This window comes from Candidatus Vicinibacter proximus (genome assembly GCA_016713905.1).
In the GTDB taxonomy this organism is placed as follows: Bacteria; Bacteroidota; Bacteroidia; order Chitinophagales; family Saprospiraceae; genus Vicinibacter; species Vicinibacter proximus.
Genome location: JADJOE010000003.1, coordinates 743,199 through 765,178, shown reverse-complemented (window position 1 = coordinate 765,178; position 21,980 = coordinate 743,199). Strand labels below are relative to the sequence as shown.

Sequence of the window (21,980 nt, the reverse complement as noted above, 5' to 3'; positions counted from 1 at the left end):
ATTATTTATATATCTGTAAAATATTTATTTTCAAGCATTTTTACCAAACCAAAACTTAACACAATAATGCTGATGGAGGAAATGGGCATTAAAATCGCAGCAACAAAAGGAGTCAGTTGTGCGGAAACTGCAAAGCCCAATCCAATAATATTGTACAGAATAGAATAAGCAAAAACTGTTTGGATAAGTAGCTGGGATTTTCGGGCCACCTTTAAAATTGAATGAATCCTGTACAATTGATTACCTCCAAGCAAAGCGTCTGAAGCAGGGGAAAAACAAAATGAGTCATTTACAACCGCAATCCCGCAATCACTTTGTTTTAGAGCACCAGCATCATTTAATCCATCACCAATCATTAGGACCTTTTTTCCCGAGCTTTGTAAATGCTCAATGTACGTTCTTTTCATTTGAGGAGTTTGATTTCCTAATAATGATGTACTTGCAGGCAAAAGTGAAGAAATACTGCCTAGTTTAACATCCGTGTCCCCACTTAAAACTTTCATTGGATAATTAGCTAATTTTACTAGTGCACTAGCCATATTATCTCTTAGTTTTTGTTTTAAAACGAATGCACCAAGATATAAATCATTAATCATACAGTACACCTTGGAATCAGAGATATCATTTTCGTGCTCCCCAAGAATATACATTTTGCTCCCCATTTTTATATTCCATTGGCCTATCCTGGTTTCGATCCCAAGGTGTCTATACTCCTTGTATTCATCCGGGGTTAGTGTTGCATAATTTTTATAATTTGCAGCTATCCTTTTACCCAATGGATGGGTTGAATTATCAATAGAAGAAATTATTAAATGCAACTGCTCTTGAGTTAATGTTGACCCTATAAATTGAATTTCTTTTGATTCAGGTTCAGTTAGAGTTCCTGTTTTATCGAATACAATAGTATCTACATTAGCCAATGATTCGATAACTAAATGATTTTTTAAATACAAACCATATTTAGAAAAGAGTTGCAAAATGTACCCATTAGTAAAACTCGATGTCAATAAAAGAGAACAAGGACAGGCAACAATCAGAACTGAACTTAATGCATGCATAGCCTTTGATGGGTCTGAAAAATACCAATATGCACCGGCAGAAAAAGCAATCAAGAACACAAATATTGAAAAATAACTGCTTAGTTTATGGATGACAGATTGGTCCACTTTTTCCTGATAAAATACTTGATTATTCCATAAATCTACAAAGCTGTTTTTCGAAAATGGTTTTAGTGCTAGTATTTCAATTGAGGAATCCACAACTCTCCCACCCTGATAAATCATCCCCCCCGTCTGGATTTTCTTCTCCTCACTTTCTCCAGTAATAAAACTATAATCCATTTTAGCTTCGCCTTTCGATAAGATTCCATCTACAGGGCAAATTTCATCATGTCTTAACTTTAATATATCGGATTCTTTAATTTCATGGAGCAATACAGGAATTTCTTTGCCTTGATCTAATTTTGTGACAGCTACTGGAAAATAAGTTTTGTAATCATGATCAAAGGATAAGGATGCTTTTGTTTTGGACTGGAAATATCTTCCGATCAACATAAAAAACACAATACCTGACATACTATCTAAATATCCTGGTCCAATACCGGAAAAAATTTCATAAATGCTCCGCCCAAAAGTCACTACAATTGCTAAAGACACAGGTGCATCAATATTCACATATTGGCGCTTAAAGCCAATCCATGTCATCTTAAAAAACTCAACAGCACCATAAAAAAATACAGGCAAAGCCAAAAGGAGATTTAAGTATCTAAAGGTTAATCCCAAATCTTTATCCTTAGACATTTCCAAGCCTAAATATTCCGGAAAACTCAATAGCATAATGTTGGCAAAACAAAAACCAGCGACACCTATTCTGTAAATTAATGAACGATCCATCGCTTTCGGAGCCTTGTTCTCCATGTTATCTAATGAAATATATGGCTCATAGCCTATAGAGCTCATTAATTCAACAAGCTCCCTTACCGTAATTAATTCTGAGTTAATGATGACTTTTACGATTTTTCGATTAAAATCAACTTTAGAGCTAATTACATTAGGATTGAGTTTATGCAGGTTTTCCAGCAACCAAAGACAAGAGATGCAATGCATTTGTGGCACTTCAAATTTTAAATGCAGCCACTCTTTATCTTTGAAAATAATAAATTTACTAATAATATCGGGTCTGTCAAGATATGCAAACCGGTCAGATTTGAATGATTTAACTTTTATTCCAGCACCTTGTTCAAAGTTATAGTAATCGCATAGCTGATTTTTATGAAGTAAATCATATACTGTTTTACACCCATAACAACAGAACACTTTGTCCTCAATTTTAATTGAATCGTCACACTGATCCCCACAATGAAAACATTTTAAATCAGATTCAATCAATATGCTCATATACTAAGATATTAAAATATCGAACCCAAAGCTATTGCTTATCCATAACTTTTAGAAAATTCATGTCATTTCAAAAAATGATATTTAGCATGCATTCTAATACATTTCCTCTAAAATAGAATGAATCTAAATATAAAAGGCCCCCAAATTGGAGGCCTTTTATATTTAGATTTATAATTGTTAGCGCAAGAGAGTAAATTCTCCTTTTACTTTTTCAAATCCTGTAGAACCTTCATATTCTACTTCAGCGTAGAAAACATAAACACCTGGAAGAGCTTTCTTTCCTTTAAATTCACCAGACCATCCGACAGATCTATTGGTGTTTCCATCAGGAAGATTAGTCTGAGAATAAACTTGTGATCCCCATCTGTCATAAATCTGCAGCAACCTTACATTTCTAACTCGTTTACCATAAACATTGAAATGATCGTTGAGATTATCTCCATTAGAAGAGACTACAGTAGGCCACCACACATCTTTAATGATTCTTACCAAAACTCTTACTCTGTCGCTGATTTCACAACCGGCTTGGTCTATCCCTGTAATTAAAAATTCTCTTGTAGTATCTGCTAAATAGTTCAGTTTACTTTCCCAATCCACTTGTTGGTCGATATTGAACCATGTAGTATCCTTATATGCTCCATTTGCAGAAGTTCCTCCTCTTAAAGCAATTAATAATGAATCCAATCTAACTAAAGAACCTTGATCCACAACAATACTCTTGATTACTTCTATCCCCAATTTACCTGGCTCAATAAGATTGTATGTTCTTTCCAATAAACAACCATTTGGATCTTTTACAGTAATCTTATATGAACCTTGACCTAAATTGTTGTAGGCTTTGCTTGATGTAAATGGTCCACCGTTAAATGAAAATTGTAAATTACCTAATGGTTGGTTGTTAACATCCAATACCTGATTAACGGTGATTGTACCGTTACGCTCACCAAAACATTTTGGATTTACCGGATCAACTAACAAATCTGCCAATGGATTACCTATTTCGGTCACATCAATAGTGTCAGAATCTATACATCCATTTTTACTATCCTTAACGGTTACAATAAAACTGCCACCAGGCTTTCCTATGGTTACCGTATTGGTTCCTTGTCCTGAAAGCACATTTCCTGTCCAAGTATAAGTTCCTATTGTTCCAGAGTTAGCACGTGAACCGGAAGCATCCAATTGAATTTGGTTTACAGTACATGTAAGATTTCCTTTTTGACTGATATCCGCAACAGGTAAAGCAACATCTTCTGTAACATTTATAGTCTTGAGATCCACACAACCATTTTTCAAATTTTCCACTGTGAGGGTATAAGTACCTACTGCATTTACAGTTGGGGTATAAGTACTCCCACCCGTTAAATTACCCGGACCTGACCATGTTGGTTGATAAATTGCTCCGGTTGAAGATCCTGTTCCATCCAGATTAAGCGTTTTAACATCACAAGTTAAAATGCCAGGTGTTTTAATATCTACTGTAGGTTTAACTATATCCTGTGTGACAACAAAACTTGTTTGATGTCTACAACCAGCTCTAGGATCCACGACTTCCAAATTGTAAGTTCCAGGTCTGTTGATGTCTACTGTTGCACCAGTAACTTGACCAGGATTAACAAACTGTCCGTTTGAAGTAGTCCAATTAAAAGCCAACTGGTCACCTGATCCACTGGTTGATATTGCGCCATTTAGAGTAATTGAGGTTACTTTACAATTCAACTCAGTCGGCCCATTGATGGCAGCTACTGGATAAGAGAACCAAGCTACTGGAACGCCAGGAGTATTATCCAAGCAACGATCAGTAAAATTGACATTACCGGTTGTTGGATCAATATTTCCAACGAAAACGGCTATGTAATAAGTTTTACCCAATTGCATTGTAGCCGGATCAAAAACAAACCTACCATTATCGTTAAAACTAATAATTGTGCCAGCTCTTGGATTTCCTGCTGTACCATCATATAGAACATATCTAAAGATATCGTTTCCATCCAATACACCTGGAGCTACAGTATAGTTAGCTTGAGCTGCTGCATCAAAACAAAGATTGTTAGGGGTCATGGTTAATACACCAGCATCCGTAATACAATTACAAATCTCCACAGCCTGGAAAGAATCCACCAAACAATTATTTTTATCTCTGATGGTTAGTAAAAATGGATTTCCCTGAGGAATCCAATCCGTCAACCATCGATCTCCGGCCTCAAAGCTACCTACTAAAGGATCATTAACTGAATGCTCTCCCTGTATATTCCAGCTTGGTCGATTACCATTACGGGAAGTAATTCTCACCCGATAATTTTCAGCTGTATTATCACATTCAACAGTATATGTGTTGTCAATAAATTCAGGAGCATCCAGGAATGTTACAGTAACAGAGTCATATGCATCGCAACTGTAATTGAATACTGCCCATTCAAAATTATAGGTTCCATACCCGGGTACGGTTACTGTAGTAGACGGGGCATTAGGATCTGCAAATACCGCATTACTTCCACCTATCTGACGCCAGGTTCCGTTACCTAAAGTAAGATTGGCATCTAATGGAAAAGTAAGTCCGCAAATGTCTTTATCTAATCCAGCATCAGCCAAAGGATAAGGCTCCCAAATGATAGGTTGGTTATTAGAAATTCGTTTACAAGGATCTTTTATGTCTACCACGCCATCTCTTGGAGCAAGATCTTCCCCTACTACCCTGGTAATAAAGTAAGTTTCGACGCCCAAAAGCATTTTAGTTTTGTCAAAACAAATGATATCATTTATTGAATAAAGTGTATCAAGGACAGTAGAAGGGTCATTATATGAACCCTTATGCAATATATATATAGCTACATCCTCGGCTGCATTAATACTTTCAGGTATCAAATTTTTGATAGGCACACACTCGTCTTCACAGACTCGTGTTAGCAAGCTATCCAAATTTCCTGCATCAATTGGATCACAATTACAATTATATATATCAATTGTTAATTGAGAAATACATCCATTGGCATCCTGAATCTGAATACTGAATGTGTCCAAACTTGCTAAGGTATCAGAGACCCATTTGTTTCCCGTTATGGTTCCTTTGGCTGTCAGCAAAGTATATGGTGCCTTTCCACTCATAAGGTCGGCTTCGACAACAAATTTACCATCCTTGGAACCAGGAGCTCCGAATGCAACACATTTTGGCTCTACGTTTCTTACCTCCGGTGAAGGATTAAAAGTAATGCTCACTAAATCTTTCTGTATACAAATGTCATTGTTGTTTTCTTCTAATTCGAATACATATGTACCGAAATCACCCAAAGCACTTACTTGACTTGCGGGATCCAAGGTATTGTTGAATAATACGCCAGAAGTTGGTGAAGGTCCTTGAACCAATCTCCACTCTATGCGTGAACCAGGGATAGATTGAAAACCACCTAAATCATATACTCTACCACATATCGCATCATCCGGTCCTGCATTTGGTGCAGGAATTTTGTAGAATGCAAACGGAACGCCACCATCGACTCTCAAACAACCTTTTATCTGGTCAATTCCTCCTTTATTGTCGGTTCTACCAAGAATAACACCAACATAATAAGTTTGTCCATAAACAAAAGTTGGATCATAAGGTATGGATAAAGAACTGATGTCCCTAATCCTTGAACTATAAGGATTGTTAGGATCTGTATAAATAAAGAAAATAATTGTGTCTTTATTTGGACTTGGATCCAGAATCTGCCCGGTTGGGTCATAGTTAATTACTACCACCCCATCCTCACAAAGTATTTGTTGAGTTTTATCCAAATTACCCAGATTGTTGGTACACTTACACTCATAAACATGAATGAAAGTAAATTCACAACCATTCACATCTCTTATCCTAACGGTATCGTTAGCCAGGTTTAAAATAACCCCGGAGTTATATACACCCAGAGGGCTTACGGTTCCATTTCCTTTAATTACTGTATATGGGCTTTTACCTCCGGATATTTGAAAATTGAAGGTATAGTCCTTGTTATTGGAATTACAAATATAGTTTGCAGCACTTTTAGTAGGTGTATCATTGAAATTTATAGTAGTGGAATCTGTTGTAATACAACCCAATCGTGTTTCTGTATATCCAAAAACATAAGTTCCATATTGATCAACAGTTACTGCTGACTTATCATCAAACTGATCACTGTAAGTTACATTTCCAGGTCCTGAAATTTTAGTCCATTGGCCCCCAACATCCTTTTTACCTTGGAAGCTAGTGGACAGACCACAAACAGAAATTACCGGCCCAGCATCAGGAGCAGGAGAAGGAACTATTTCGACATCAATACAACACTCAGGGCTTGGACCACAATTGGATTCAAAATTAAAACACACAGTTCCTATTGGTGCATTTGTATTCCAAAGTACTTCTATTACAGTAGTGTCGAATGCATTCTTTGTAAGAATTGTTCCTCCAGTTACATTCCAATTTAGGAAGTAAACATCGTTAGGTAAAATTGTATCAATGTAATATATACCTGTTTTACCCTTACAAACCTGCAGATCTCCTTTAGGACACACCTTTTTGGGCTTGAATTGATCTTCATCAAATTGCTCACAAAATTCATAAAAACAAATAATTGCTTTATCCCCAAGGTTTGCCAAAACTTTTATTTCTACGCAATAATCATCCTTTTTCTCCACATCAGTGAGAATTTCGTCATTACCTATAGCTTTTTTACCAGGGTCATTTTTTAGAAACCATTTATAGCTGATGTCTGTAGAAAGACCAGATGCTCCACAAGTTTTCGTACGATCTATTACTCTTGGCTGAATTTCCAATTTACCACCTATGCAATACTCTCTAAATGTGACATTGTAATCTAAAAATATAGCGGTAAGCTTATAAGTACTATCACATCTCCATGGATCTGTCGATTTTGGCAAATTGACAATTTTTCCATTTTGGCAGGTACTAAATACTTGTCTGGTGGTTGGATCTATATAGACATCATTATTATCACATCCTAAATGATATACATCCGGTGGTTCCGGGACCTCGAGAACAATGAATTGCCGGACAGAGTCAAACTTACAGCATGTGGCTCGATCAGTGAATTCATGTCGATATTCACCCGTAGCTGAAATTTGCTCTCCATGCCAATTAAATGGAATCCGCTCATTGCAAAGTGTCCAAGGAGGACCTATTTTATCTGCAATTGGTCTAACCCGAATGGTAATACATTTTGGTCCATCCTGATCACAAATTGAACCCGATTGTGGATTTCCGATGTAGGCTGTAACGCATAGCTGAAAATCACCTTCATCAGGAAAATCCAAAGTTACTTCGCCCAATCCACTTCCGATTTCTGTTCCATCTAAGGTCCACTCATAGGTCGGACCACAAGCTCCTCCTGTGTTTATAGTATACTTTATGTTACACGCACCTTTACAGACATCCCGCGGGCCCATAATATTGCCTAATGGAGGCAACATCGGAGCAGAACCTCCCGAAGTGGTTAGTGTAAAATCGCATACATCACCAGAACAACCATCTACGAAAAGGTAGTAAGTCTTACAGGCTGTAAGATTTCCGGACAAGGTAAATGAACCAGCCCCATTACAGTTAGGGTTACAAACAATGGATTCGTTGCAATCGCAATCTCCCCAAATACCCATCTGTACCCCTGTACCATTCACGGAACAGTTGCTGAAAGTAATAGTAATTGTGACAGGACCTCCATCACAAACAAATGCCCACCAACCAGTATTATGTGCACCTCCACCGGAAGGACATAGAGGGGAACATCCAGTTGGATTGGAATAAGTAGTATTCTGGCAGGTATACCCATTTACTTCATCCAAAGAGCAAAGAACGTTAGCGTCTTCACATTCATCCGCTGAAGGAGGGGTACATTGTGCTGAAAGTTCTAAACTCCAAATGGAAAATATTCCAATGAAAAAGGAGAGTAAAATTTTATTCATATTGTTTTTGTTTGACTTATACATTAAATTAATATCTATACGAGCTTCTGAAACGCCGAATAAAAGTACACTGATTAACAACAATTTACAAATTTAATTACAAGAATTTATTGAGATTAAAAATACAACTCATGTATTCCATCATCCCTATTAACACATTATCTATAATCAGGCCAATCTTCCTGGCTAATAATAAGACCCCACTAGTAAGATATCCGTTGCAACACAAGTAAAAAAAATATTAAGAAAAAATTTAGTCAACTTTCATAATCGATTTACTAGTACATCATACTAATAATCAACTATTTATAAGCGAGCCAAGGGACCTATCATCGTACTAAAGTGAGATCGCCACTCTTGGAAATCAATTTGCCACTTATAGAAACAGCTTCTATCAGGTAAACGAAAACCCCCGAATTCACAGGTGAACCATTTAAAGTTCCATCCCAACCGACTTCTGTCACTTTTGGATCAAAAGCATAAGATCCAAAAACTCTATTCCCCCATCTATCATAAATCTCAAATTTATTTACAAACAAAACATCCTCTCCGGTTATTAGGCTAACTACATCATTTATTTTATCTCCATTTGGAGTAAATGCATCTGGAATATAGATTCTTGGTTCTGTAATAACAGTGATAGTAAGTTCGTCAGCAATTTCACATCCATTTACATCAATGATATGCAGTTTATATCGGGTAGTTTTTAAAGGTTTAGCAAAAGTTAAAAGGCATTGGGGACAGTTAACATTTTCAGAAGGCATCCATTCAATTTGTTTTGCCAAACTTGTATCTACATTAGTAACACCAATTAATGGAGCTGTCTGGCCAAGCAAAATAGTAGTATCTTTTAAAACCAATAATTTAAGTTCGGGGTGTTCCCCGATTACTATTAAAGTATCGTAAGTACATCCAAACCCATCTCTAATAAAAATCCTTTGACTTCCAGGTGCAAGGTTTCTAAATTCATTAGTTAAATTAAAATTAGAACCATCCAAAGACATCTGATAAGGTGGCTTGCCACCATAAACATCTTTTACTTTAATCCTTCCGTCATCCACTCCAAAGCAACTTGGCATATCAATCTCTAAATCTATTCCGTCAAGACTTTTTGAAGCATCCTCTATGGAATAAATTTTCTTCAAATAGCAACCATTACGTTTATTCCTTATTAAAAGTTCGTAATCACCTTCAGAGTCTACTAATACAGGATTTACATTGGGAACTCCTAGGATAGATCCATTGGTACTGGACCATAAAAATTCAAAAGTTGACAACGAATCAAATAATTGTCCAAATAATCTGATTTGTCTTTGGCTACATTTAAATGTATCCAATTGCAAAATTCTGAAATCGGGTTTAACGCTATCTAAAGTAACTGAAACAGAACTATCCTTTCGACAACCTTCTGAACTAATCACGCTAATTGTATATTGTCCAGGAAGGCTCACAAATGGTTCTTTTATCTTGGAGGTAAATTGGCTAGGACCACTCCAACCTAAAACAGAATCCTGACTTTGGAGTTTAAGTTTTAATTGTAGAGAATCCTGCATGCAATTAATGATTCCACCTTCCGCTAAAAATTCAGGATATTTTGCGATATTTCCCAATCTGATATTTTTTTGTGCAGAGCATCTGTTCTTACAAATAACATTTACATTATAAGTTCCGGTATCTCTAGCAAATGGATATTGTTCGGTAGCAAAAAATCTATTGGGTCCAGTCCAAATAAAAATTGCATCTGTGCAATTAGAAGATGCTTTTAACTGAACGGAATCAGAGTTACAAGGCAGCGACAAGTCATCCGCAACTAATGTTGGGGCAATAGTATCTACAATTACCATGACGGAATCAGAATCAGAACAATAATTATTTCCAGAAGTCACTGTAACAATGTAAGTTCCACCCATTAAAACTGAAACTGCACTTCCAACATACCGACTTCCATCCGGAAACAACCAATTATAGTTGAGATTAGAGTCTGATGAAAAGATACTCAAGGAGGCTCTAGGTTTCAAACAATTTATAGTATCTGATGTAAGTTTAAATATTGGTTTTGAAGTATCGGATTTTATTTCAAAAAAAGTATCTAAGTTGCAAAAATTCAAACCAAATATTCTTGCAAGGTATCTACCCGGCTGAGTAAATTCAAATTTATAATTTGATATTGAATTAACGTTTGATGGTCCAAACCAATCAACTTTAGAAATTGAGTCCGTTGAAATTAAGTCCAATGTAGCATAGGATTTTTTACAATTAATAGTATCTAAAAGTATTGGATTAACAGATAAAGAAGTATCGAATTTAACGAAAACCGAATCCATATTTTTGCACCCAGATTTATCTAAAACCTTAACCTGATAATAACCACCAATCGGGTTGCAAACTTCTATTCCCGAACTTTTAATCCCCACTGGATTTGTCCACTCAATTGAATCCAAGACTGAACTACTGCTTACCTTAAGACATGCATTTCCCAAATTTTTGCAGTTAACTATTGTATCGGAGAATGAAATGTCAGGTTTAACTATATTGCTGTTTACAAAAATAGAGTCAACTTGGATGCAACCCAATGAGTTTGTCACTGTAACAAAATGCCAACCAACAAAATTTGTACGGATTGTTATACTGGTATCCCTTGATTTATCTGGTCTTTCCCAGAGATAGGAATATGATGGTTCGTGTGTTGTATTTTTAATCTCTCCAAAATTAAACTTGCAAGTGATGGTATCGGAAACCAAATTCAATAATGGTTTATCTTTTGAGGCATGGATAAATATTTCTTTGGAATTTTTACATCCATTGGAATTTGTAACGAATAATGTATGTATTCCTTCCAAACTTGTTTGCAAATTTTTTGTTCGTGAAGTATCCATTGTGGGCAATACCCAAATAAAACTTGCAAAAGAATCCTGTACTGTGGTAAAAATATTTGCAAACGCCTGATTGCATGTAATAGAATCGGCGATTAAATATATATCTGGCCTGGTGGTATCTTCGAAAACAAATGTGGAATCCATGGAAATGCATCCATTGATTGCTTTGGCATATAAAAAGTACCATCCTCCCTGTGCTACTTTTGGTTCTAAATAATTAGATTTAAAATTTGATGGACCCGACCAATTAAATGAATCAATTTGGCCAGCTGTTTGGACATTGATCAATACTGAATCCCTAACACAATTTATCGTATCTCCATTTACAAAAATTATACCTGGCTTTTTGTTTTCAATTATTTCAATTGATTTTTCGGAGGTGCATCCATTGGCAGCAGTAACTGTTACCATATAAAGCCCTCCTAAGGTTACCATTGGATTTTGATTGGTGCTAACAAAATTATCTGGTCCACTCCAATCAAAATTAATGCCTGTTGGAGAAATTGTTAAAATTGAAATTACTGTATCCCTACAAGTTATTTCCGGAGCAGACAGATTAATTACTGGTCGGTTTTTGTCTTCAAAAATTGTAATCGTGTCTAAAGAAAAGCAACCATTTGGAGAAGTAACTTTGACCATATACAAACCATTTTGTCTAACCCATGGATTTTGCTGATCTGATATAAATCCTACTGGACCATTCCAACTATATTGGTAGTTAAATAAAGGATTAATGTTATGAAAAAGAAAAATTTGAATACTGTCTTCTCCACAATTTAATTCCTCACCGGACAATCGAAAATCTGGCATCTCCAGATCTTCATGTACAAATAAAGAAGTATCCAGTCTACAACCGGCTGTATCAATTATTTTAACCTGGTACAATCCTGATTTACTCACCCAAGGAGCAAATTCATTTGTCAAAAAACTATCCGGTCCTGAAAATTCAATTAATTCTAGTGGCGAAGTAATCACCGGAACAATTCTAACCACCGTATCCTTGCAAGATAAAGTATCCACACTGTATTTAAAATCAGGAATATTTTTTACTGAATTTACCTGGACGAATTCTTCAGCAATACAACCATTCTTACCTGAAGCTTCTACCTTATATAATCCTGGAAGTTTAACATAATGAATACTTCCTAAGTTAAACACACCAGAAGGACCAGACCACGAATAAGTCACAATACTATCTTGGCTAACAAAACTGAGTACTGAAGAATCCTCCCGACAAGTAATGGTAGTCGCAAAAGCACTAATTATTGGAGGAGATTTATCCTCTACCACGTTAATAATCTGGAGATTTGAGCAACCAGCCATGTCTGTTACCTGAATGGAATATTTCCCAGACTTATTTATGGTTAATGTATCTAAATTTCCTAAAACATTGCCAGAACTATCTCTCCAAATCCATGTGGGAAAATTTACATTACTTGAGCCTTTTGCAATAAATGAAGATTTTTTACAGTTTAGCGTATCCGTACTAACCTCCAATTCAGGAGGAGTTCCTGTTTTTGTAATCAACACTTCTATAGAATCTGCACATTGACCTTTTTTAATTACAAGTTTGTAGTTTCCTGCTTTATTTATTTTAGGCCTTAACAAGTCGCTTAGGTCTGAAAATTGTCCATCGTTTGTCGTCCAAATAAATTCTGTTCCTTGGGGGAAAGAGGAGCCAGATACATCCAAATTGACAATTGGATTTAAACAATTTATTTCAGGAAGAGGATTTTTGATTTGAGCTTTTAAATCTACAAATTTTAAATTCAAGTTAATCACAGAATCACAGGATTCTTGGGAGGTGTACTTTACAGTATAATTTCCTTCCAGATAATAAAATGTGCTGTCTAACCTAAAACTGTCCCCTCGACAAATAAAAACATTATAATCCAAAGGATCCGGAACCTTGTTGATCTTGAGATCGAGACAATTTTTTGACAATTCGGCACATATCCCGCTTCGGTTGGCGGCCAAATCATTTTTCAATTCAGATAACTTCACGCCCTGACCAAGTTTTGGTATTTTGAGGCTGTCCGATTTAAGGTAAGAAATAGCACAAATTTCATAGTTACCAGGAAGATAATTTCTAAAATCAAGAGAAACAGTTCGGTCTATAATAATATCTCCATTACTTATAAGATACTCATAAGCATAAATTGAAGAATCTGGAATGAAACTAGCTTGGATGGGTCTTATCTGCAGATTCAATTCTTGACTTTTCTCACAATAGCTTAAGGAAGTTTGATCAAAATAACCTCCGTTTGGGCTACATGAGTTACATGAAATCCCGGAATTGTCACAGAACAAAAGACAAAAACTCTCAATGTTTCCTTCATATCCTTTGTCGTTGTCTATAAGAGTAAGAGTCCATGTACCATTAACACTTCCCAAATTAAAGTCTTCCAGACAACCATTATGCGGATAATAAGTACCGTTAAAAAACTGACCGAGTATCCCCCAAAACTGGAGGTTATCCCACTTAGATTTGAAGCCCGCATCCGGAACGGCTTTTTGGCCACATGGGACAAAGGTGACATTCCATTTGGAGAAGAAAGTGAAACCCGAATCTCCCACAGGACCTATAAGTCCTATTGTCTGACCGGATGGAGAGGATAAATTGATGGTCAGGTCTCCAATAAATTTATGGTCAAATTTGATTCGAACTCCACAAACACCTTGTGAAACAGATGCTAAATCGTTGTCAATTGCACCTGAAATCTGGAGTCTTAAGGTCTGGGTAAAATTATCTTTTATTAGTAAGTTCGTGTCAATACAACACCATTGTCCAAGCAAGCCGCCTGACCAAACAAAACAAATACCAACTATAGCAATAAATCTATTCAAACTAAAGAAACGAAAACAAATCCAAAATTAAATATATTACCAAAAATATTAATATCAAATAAGAATTTGTCTGGATAATGGTTTTTAAATTAAATCCTACCAATATAGCTCATTTTATTTATTTTTTATAACCGATTAATGGAAAGGATCAAAAATTAAAACATATATGACTAAAGACTCCAAAAGGAGGCCAAATGTTGTTTTATCATAAAAAAAAAGCCTCACCGGACAGGTAAGGCTCTTAATTAATTTTAAAAAATTTTATTTATTAATGATCAATTTTTTGGACAAAAGAATGTCATCCAGCTTACACTGAAGTATATAAGTCCCTGATTCTAAATAATTTAAGTTTAAATTGATCATTCCTCCCTGAATTTCAGGAGAATTATTAACATATAACTTACGGCCCATAATGTCCGAAAGAACAACCGAAATACCTGATTTAGGAGAAACTTGGCCCAATAATATGTTGAAAACTCCAGAATTAGGATTAGGAAGAACAGTTAATTCGGCATTCGTTCGGTTTCTGTTGTTGAGCGATTTTCCAGGGTCAGATTCTTCTCCCAGTTGAACTTTCCTTTTTTTACCGGTTTTGTCCGGACATAATACAGAAGAGATTACTTCAATATAATTCGATTTCGTAATGAAGTTTTCACCATTTGTATTTTTTACTGTTAGTTTGGCAGCATAATTTCCCGGCTTTGCATAAGAAATCAAAGGATTTTTTTCCGTTGATGTTGCCGGTTCTCCTCCTTCAAATTGCCAAACCCAGTTATTTACATCTTTAGACGATTCATCAAGGAAGGTTACATAGTCGCCTGCACATATACGCGTTTTGGATGAGGAGAAGTTGACTTTTGGAATAAGATAAACGATTACTCTTTGTTTTAACTCAGAAGTTCCACAATCGTTAGTCATGGTCATGGTAACCTCATACTCTCCCTCAGCTTTGTAGGTATGTGTAGGATTTTCCTCAGTACTGGTTTCCTTATCCCCAAAGTCCCACAAATAACTACCACCGTTTTTTGATGTGTTGTTAAAAGAAACTGCATATCCTGAAACAGTCGATTGATATTCGGCAACTGGTGCCGCACCAACATTTATAAAGGCGGTTTGGCTTAAAGTAGATTTATCTGTCCCATTGATTGCGACCAAAGTCACATCATAAACTCCAACTTTGTCATAAGTAACTTTAGGATTTGGATCTGTACTAGAAGATGGGTTTCCTCCGGGAAAGCTCCATTCATAGCTGGTAGCACCGGTTGAATTATTTTTGAATTGTACTTCAAATGGCACACAACCCTTAGCATTATCAATTGAGAATTTCGAATTTAAAGTTGTGCTGATTTCAACCTCCTGGCAGGTGGTGTCTTTTCCACATTTTCCCGTACTGATTAAGCAAACGTTATATTTTCCGGGGCCGGGAAAATTGTGCTCAGGTTCAACCTCAGAACTTTTTGAATTATCTCCAAAATCCCATGCGTAAGTTGTGGCATCAATAGATTTGTTTATGAACTTGATTAAGTTTCCTAAAGGTGCAGCAGCTTCAAAATTAGCAATCGGGGTACTGTCCACTTTAATGTATTTAACTTCATATTTTGTGTGGCGGTACCTTGAGTTAAAGGCAGTTAGTTTTACATCAAACTGTCCTTTTTCTGTATATGTAACAATCGGTTCCTTTAAAGTAGATTTGGATGGGTTTCCACCTGGAAACTCCCATTCAAAAGTATTTGAATTTTTAGAAGATAGATTTTTATATTTTACTTTAAGTACTGAGCAACCATCCTGAACATCAGAACTAAAATTAGCTTCGTTTGGTGTTACCACATTGACTTTAACATTTTTCTTGACAGTCCCGCAACGATTGGTCACTGCAAGTTCAACAGTATAGACTCCGTCTTCTGCATAGGTATGATAAGGTTCTTCTTCAGTAGATTTATTCCCATCACCAAAAGACCATAAATAAGAATCTCCATTTAACGAATTGTTGGTAGTTGTAAGATCTCTGTCTATAACACTTGTGGTAAAAATAGGTACTGCTTTGGCTTCCACATCAATATACTGACTGAATGTTTCTTCATTTGACCCAAACTGGTTAGTAACTTTAAGAGTCACATCATAAACCCCTTTCGTGGTATAGGTGACTAACGGATTTTGTTGCGTTGAAGTAGAAGGTGAACCACCCGGGAATGTCCACAACCAAGAAGAAGGTGAGCCGGTGGATAAATCCGTAAATTGTACTTTCCCAGTTGCACAAACGAAGGTTGGGTTTCCTTTGAAATTAGCAACAGGAGGATCTCCTGCGGAACAAGTACCCAAGCAACCAAGTCCTGGAAGATAATTATTTACAGACGAAATAGAATTTGAAGACCAGGTATTCGATCCGTTAACTGCAGGCGCCATGATAGTATTCGATCCGGCAGCGTCATGCTGGCAACTAAAATTATGGCCTAGCTCATGTGCTTGAAGAACTCTAAGTCCTCCACCAACACTACCACCATAATCACTGCAAACATTGTATCTAAAGCTGCTGCAAAGAGCAGATAACCAAGCCAGTCCTATTGCTCCAGAAGTAAATTTTCGAGTCCAGTTTGTTGCTACTGCATAACTAGCTCCACCATAACCTCCACTGTTTCCCCAAGCTCGGTGCTGATCTAATTGAGCATTGATGGTTGTTGATCCATTCCATGGATCTCCGCCGACTGTTGAAGCAACAAAAACAGTGCTGATCGTAAACTCCACTGCATCATTGAATTCATTATCATAATTAGTTTGTACATTATTCAAAACAGAAGTCATAAAGGCGTCTGCCTGGGCGACACCTCCTTTTGCATCATGTAAAGTTTTGTCACAGGACAATGCAATATCCACACTTCTACAAACTCCTCTTGAATTAATATCGTTGTTATGGGATTCTTTTTGATTTAACTGCATAGCTTTCTCATACTCCTCAAATCCGCAAGTTATACCTGAATTACGTATAACATCGGATTCAGAATAGATGACAATTTCATCTTTGGGTGCAGCTGGATCTAGAGAGGAAACCATTTCAAAATATATACTTTGACCTGCATCTACAACATGACCAGTAAAAAAATCGTTTGTCAAGGTAAGACAGCCCCATCCACCTCTTGGCGTTCTTAAAATAGATTTAAATGTTTTTATATCTTTATTCCTCGGTCTTCGGGTTACTCCATTATCGCCGGATACAGAGAGATAAAAATCTTTACCGTACAAATCATATTCAAAGAGATCCAAAGGCCAAGATTTTGATCCAAGATCTAACTGAAGCTTTTTTACAGTAGATCTGGTGTTCAAGGTGGATTGAATTTCTTTAATATTCAAAGTCACCACCTCGTAGTGTTTGAATATTTTGTCAAGGGTTGGTTTTGAAGAAGATTGAACCTGATTTCCAGTAATCGTTTGAGCATTTAGGCCAAAAAAGCAGGCCAACAAAATAAAAAAAGTTAAAATTCCAGATTTCATATTTTTTTGTTTGCATTTAAAACGCCACAAATTAAAAAAAATCTCATTTTTGCAGGCCACAAGTTCTGACGATCGTTCAAATATTTTACTATTGAATTTATAATTAATTAATATTCAATAATTTACACATAATGTTAAAAATAATAAAATCAGCAATTTCCTTATTCATTTTGAGTTTTTGTTTGGTCATGATGAATCCATGTCTTGGACAAAATTCGAAATCTTCGAAATCTTCGAAATCCTCCAAATCAAAAAAGAAAGATCAGGAAGAATATCATTTAATTGATCATCTTTGGTTTGGTGGTGGATTTAATTTACAGTTTTATCAGGCTTCCATTGGCAATGGAGTTGTTGGCAATGTTTTTGAATTAGGCTTATCGCCATTGGTTGGTTATAAATTAAACAGTTGGATCTCTGTTGGACCGAGACTTGAGTTCTCGTATGCCGGAGGAAGATTTGATGCAGCTCCGGATGTGTGGAAATACAATGCATTCAATTTTGGTTTGGGGGCTTTTAATCGATTAAAATTTTTGAAATATTTATTTTCACATATTGAATATTCACAAATCAGTCAATCTGAAATTGTCGGTCTTAGTCCTGACAACAAGTTGGAAACCCGACGACTTTGGAATGAACATTTTTATGCAGGTCTGGGATATAATGCCGGTGGAATATTTTCTTATGAATTGTATCTAATGTATGATTTTCTGGCACCAAAAGAATCTGTAGATCTGCCCATTCAATTTAGAATTGGTCTTACTTACAGGTTCTAAAATGTGATATTTACGCCGGCACTAAAGTGTCTTAAGGCCTGAGGAAACAAACCTTTGTAATAATATACATTTTTATTTTCTACTCCCAAATACGGATTTGTCTCCGGATCCATACTTACCGAACTCCCAAACCTGCTAAACCAACCATGGGTTGAGTATTTTTGATTACTTAGGTTATTCAGTTGGATATAGGCAATCAAATTTGACTTTCTTATGGATCTGGAATATTGAAGTTTAAGCATTTCTACATGATAAGATTCGATTTTAGCTTCTTCCTTTCCAGAAAGATCCAAAAACTGAGCGCCAACATATTTAGAGTTTAATATGATCTGAAGCAATTCTGCAAATTTTGGTTTATTGATAAAATTTACTTTTAAAGTAAAACCATGGATTTGAGATGGAGAAAAAGCTAGTGGCGTGCTTGAAGAGAATCGAACTATCTCATCTATCTTAATGTAATTTTCATCAAATACAGGTATTTTTTCATTGAAATTTTTAGCTAAATTTTTTGAAATATTTCCTTGGTAAGAAACCGATAAAAATTTAAATGGAGCATATTCAAAATTATATTCTACACCACTACGCCGGGCATTAGGAACATTTACTCTTACAGGATCACCGGTGTCGTTCAAATCTCCATTTGGTGCGAGATAATCGCGATAATCCATGTGATAAAAATTTGCAGATGCCATAACTCTGTTACTTTTCCATTGCAGGCCAGCATCCAAACAAAGTAATCGTTCTTTATCCACAGATATGTTGCTAAGCAGTTCTTCCCTATAGGGTTCTCTCTCATAATAGGCTATGGAAAAACTGGTTTGCAATATATTAAAAGGTTGAAATATAACTGCCAGTTTGGGACTGATCAGACTTATATTTTGATTCAAATTTATTGGTCCATAAATGTCATCAGTTCCATTCACATTGTAAATTACGGATCTTAAATGAAAATCAAATACTGCTTTTAATTTTGGACTAAAATCATAAGCTGTTTTTAAAAAACTGCATATTTCATTCTTTTTACCGGTATTGAAATAATAGTTTTGACCTACACCGTTCACTTCAAACAATGAAGTTTTAATAATTTGTCCAAAATGCCTGCCTTTGTAGTAGGAAAACGCTAAACCAACACTGGATGAAAACTTACTACTCCAAACTTTCTCCAATCCCAAATAGGAATATAAAAAGTCATTATCCAACCATTTACGTCTTATAATATCTGCCTGTAAGGTATCCGGATCGCTGATCCCAAAATCTGCCAACACCTTGTTCGCAAGGTAATTTTCATAGAAACCTCTTCCTTTTGTGAAGTTAAAGTTGAACACCACATTGGTATTGTGATTAATTGCTCTATTGTAAAAAGCTTGCGAGTGAGTCTGCTTGTAATTATCCACTTCATTTTTATAAGGTTCGGGCATTTTTTCCCGTCCGGCAAGATTCCATTTGAACAGGCTATCCTGACCAAAATACTGGTAAGGCAGTCCATTCCAAGCCTGACCGGTTATTTCAGAACCCTGAATAAAATTTACTCTAAGGCTATATTTTTTTTTGATCAAGGCGCCAGAAATGAACAGTGATCTCAACCTACTGTCAGATCTTTCAATAAAACCATTTGAATTCTGTCTGCTGTATCGTATTTCTAAATTATAAGCATCTTCAAATAATCCTGTGTTTGCCATTACGGAAATCAAGGAAGAATTGAATGAACCGAATTGGGTAGATATTCTTGCAAAGGGTTTAAAAAATAATTTATTCAGATTAAGATCTAATGCTGCGCCAAATCCACCTGGACCGCTTCTTCCTGGCACAAAACCAGACAGGACTTCAAGACGATCTACACTCCCCAATAAGTCAGGAGTATTCACGAAATAAGTTCTGGATGACTCCGCATCATTCAAAGGAATTCCATTTAAATTAACCTGAATTTGATTCGGATCAATTCCTCTTATTCTAAAACCAGTATACCCTATCCCATTTCCTGCATCCGATTGCACTTGAATGGATGGTAATGTATTTAGGATGTATGGAAGGTCCTTGTCATTTCTATTATTTAGAATTTCATCCCCATTTATTTTTTTAGTGGACACCAAAGCTTCTGACCCCCATTTAGTAGAGCTGATGCTAATTTCTTCAAAATTGATCCTTCTGGAAATAGTAAAATTGTAATTAATTATTGGTTTGTCGATAAACACTTGTCTGTATTCCACATCATAACCATAATCTACAGATACGGCATAATTACCTAATGGTACATTTTTGAATGTATACATTCCATAATCATCCGTACGGGTTAAAAGATTTAATTGTTCTATTTTGACCACCACATGTTGGTAAGGATTTGAATTTTCATCCTCCACCTTGCCATATAATTCAGACTGAGCAAATAATCCAAAGGATAGCAACCAGAAAAAAAAGCAAAATTTAAACATATCGCAGGCTTTTTAGAAGTGCAAAGCATCAAGCCTGATCCCTACCCGGAATTACCCGTACAGGTTCAATGGGTATAATCTCAGCCGGTGAAAATCACTGATGCGGCACCCCTAGGATGCAAAGGTAGCTTTTTTTAGAAACTGATCGATTAAAAAAACTGCATTACTAAATCTTCTTACGCCATTTCCGGAAACAAATCCAAAGCTCAAATGGCTGTCTATCAAATAATTAATATATAATTTGGAGATAGGTATTCTTTGATGAGGATGCTCCCTTAGAGGATCATTTTGCCATTTAACATCTGGTAGACACATCAGGTAAAAATCAGCTTTATTAACTTCCCAAAAATTCAATAGTTCCGGATCAATCAAATTGTACTTGTACTTCTGCCACACTAAATAGGTCAGTAAATCCGTATCTTCCAATTGAAATGGCAACCTTGATGGCGTTAAAGTAGCCATATTGACTTGATTCTTTGCCATTAGACTCACCTCTTCAAAAGTATAAGGTGTAACTGAGTTCTCTAGAAAATACCTGCTAAATTCAGGAATCAAGTTAACTTTGTAATGGTTTGACAAAGCCTTTGAAAGACTTGTTTTAGCCGTTGATTCAGGGCCCGTCAGGACTATGCGAATCTTTTTTAGACCGATTTTGTTATTAGAGTATTTACCGGCATGCATGATATTGAACCATTTTATCTCTGGAGAGACCTGTATAACAGTTCTGAGGATGAAAAGTCACCTTTTTATAAAGTTACCTATAGTGAGTTTACGTACAGCAACAAAATATACAACTATTATGTTCATCCACAGTGGGATAGTTTTGGTTCCGCAAATTTGTATATAAAAATTCTATTTGTTGATTATGCAGATGGATTTGCCATTATAGAATTAATTGGCGAGTGGAATGATTGTATTGAAAATGACATCATGTTTCTCAAGCGAGACATCATTGATGTGATGATCCAACACAAGATAAAGTATTTCATTTTATTGTGTGAACATGTCTTAAACTTTCATGGATCGGATGATTGTTATTACGAAGAATGGAAGGAAGATATTTCAGATGAAGGTGGTTGGATTTGCTTTATCAATATTTTGGAACATGTCAAAGATGAAATGAAAAGGACCTTATTACAATACCACACCAACTTTGGTAAAAAGTTTAATGATCTCAATTGGAGAAAGATGACGCCTACCATTTTATTTGAATATATTGATCAAAAAATTTAACACTTA

The 21,980-nt window shown here is 35.9% G+C and carries 8 protein-coding genes and 1 riboswitch; of the genes, 2 read left to right on the top strand and 6 right to left on the bottom strand.

Annotation, left to right across the window (positions count from 1 at the left end):
- Window positions 1-5: 5 nt before the first annotated feature.
- From IPJ83_11465 to IPJ83_11450, 4 genes are all read right to left on the bottom strand, one after another.
- Window positions 6-2,396, bottom strand: coding sequence for a heavy metal translocating P-type ATPase metal-binding domain-containing protein (locus IPJ83_11465; protein MBK7881162.1), 2,391 nt, complete (start codon window positions 2,394-2,396; stop codon window positions 6-8).
- 180 nt (window positions 2,397-2,576) lie between these two features.
- Window positions 2,577-8,330 carry a gliding motility-associated C-terminal domain-containing protein gene (locus tag IPJ83_11460; GenBank protein MBK7881161.1) on the bottom strand — a complete coding sequence of 1,918 codons (5,754 nt, stop codon included), beginning with the start codon at window positions 8,328-8,330 and terminating at the stop codon, window positions 2,577-2,579.
- 329 nt (window positions 8,331-8,659) lie between these two features.
- Entirely contained in the window at window positions 8,660-14,053 is a 5,394-nt protein-coding gene (locus IPJ83_11455) for a gliding motility-associated C-terminal domain-containing protein (GenBank protein MBK7881160.1), read from the bottom strand.
- Between the two features lie 261 nt (window positions 14,054-14,314).
- Window positions 14,315-17,539 (bottom strand): PKD domain-containing protein, encoded by a 3,225-nt coding sequence (locus IPJ83_11450; protein MBK7881159.1) that lies wholly within the window; start codon window positions 17,537-17,539, stop codon window positions 14,315-14,317.
- Window positions 17,540-17,670: 131 nt separating this feature from the next.
- Between IPJ83_11450 and IPJ83_11445 the strand changes: the two genes are divergently transcribed.
- Window positions 17,671-18,312, top strand: coding sequence for a hypothetical protein (locus IPJ83_11445; GenBank protein MBK7881158.1), 642 nt, complete (start codon window positions 17,671-17,673; stop codon window positions 18,310-18,312).
- On the opposite strand, the gene IPJ83_11440 is transcribed toward IPJ83_11445, so the two are convergent.
- Both IPJ83_11440 and IPJ83_11435 read right to left on the bottom strand, forming a co-directional pair.
- A complete protein-coding gene (locus IPJ83_11440; protein MBK7881157.1) occupies window positions 18,309-20,741 on the bottom strand; it encodes a TonB-dependent receptor in 2,433 nt (810 codons plus the stop codon). The two genes, IPJ83_11445 and IPJ83_11440, sit on opposite strands and share 4 nt — an antisense overlap.
- A gap of 19 nt (window positions 20,742-20,760) precedes the next feature.
- A riboswitch (TPP riboswitch) is annotated at window positions 20,761-20,864 on the bottom strand.
- Complete coding sequence (locus tag IPJ83_11435) at window positions 20,853-21,422, bottom strand: ATP-binding protein (protein ID MBK7881156.1); 570 nt, start codon at window positions 21,420-21,422, stop codon at window positions 20,853-20,855. (Overlaps the previous riboswitch by 12 nt.)
- On the opposite strand from IPJ83_11435, the gene IPJ83_11430 reads away from it, so the two are divergent.
- Complete coding sequence (locus tag IPJ83_11430) at window positions 21,417-21,974, top strand: hypothetical protein (protein MBK7881155.1); 558 nt, start codon at window positions 21,417-21,419, stop codon at window positions 21,972-21,974. The genes IPJ83_11435 and IPJ83_11430 overlap by 6 nt on opposite strands.
- The last annotated feature ends 6 nt before the right edge of the window (window positions 21,975-21,980 follow it).

What these genes read in the sequence shown, in the direction of transcription:
- IPJ83_11460 (MBK7881161.1), bottom strand. Translation starts at nt 8,330, where the DNA reads ATGAATAAAATTTTACTCTCCTTTTTCATTGGAATATTTTCCATTTGG.
- IPJ83_11440 (MBK7881157.1), bottom strand. Translation starts at nt 20,741, where the DNA reads ATGTTTAAATTTTGCTTTTTTTTCTGGTTGCTATCCTTTGGATTATTT.
- IPJ83_11450 (MBK7881159.1), bottom strand. Translation starts at nt 17,539, where the DNA reads ATGAAATCTGGAATTTTAACTTTTTTTATTTTGTTGGCCTGCTTTTTT.
- IPJ83_11435 (MBK7881156.1), bottom strand. Translation starts at nt 21,422, where the DNA reads ATGCATGCCGGTAAATACTCTAATAACAAAATCGGTCTAAAAAAGATT.
- IPJ83_11465 (MBK7881162.1), bottom strand. Translation starts at nt 2,396, where the DNA reads ATGAGCATATTGATTGAATCTGATTTAAAATGTTTTCATTGTGGGGAT.
- IPJ83_11445 (MBK7881158.1), top strand. Translation starts at nt 17,671, where the DNA reads ATGTTAAAAATAATAAAATCAGCAATTTCCTTATTCATTTTGAGTTTT.
- IPJ83_11430 (MBK7881155.1), top strand. Translation starts at nt 21,417, where the DNA reads ATGCATGATATTGAACCATTTTATCTCTGGAGAGACCTGTATAACAGT.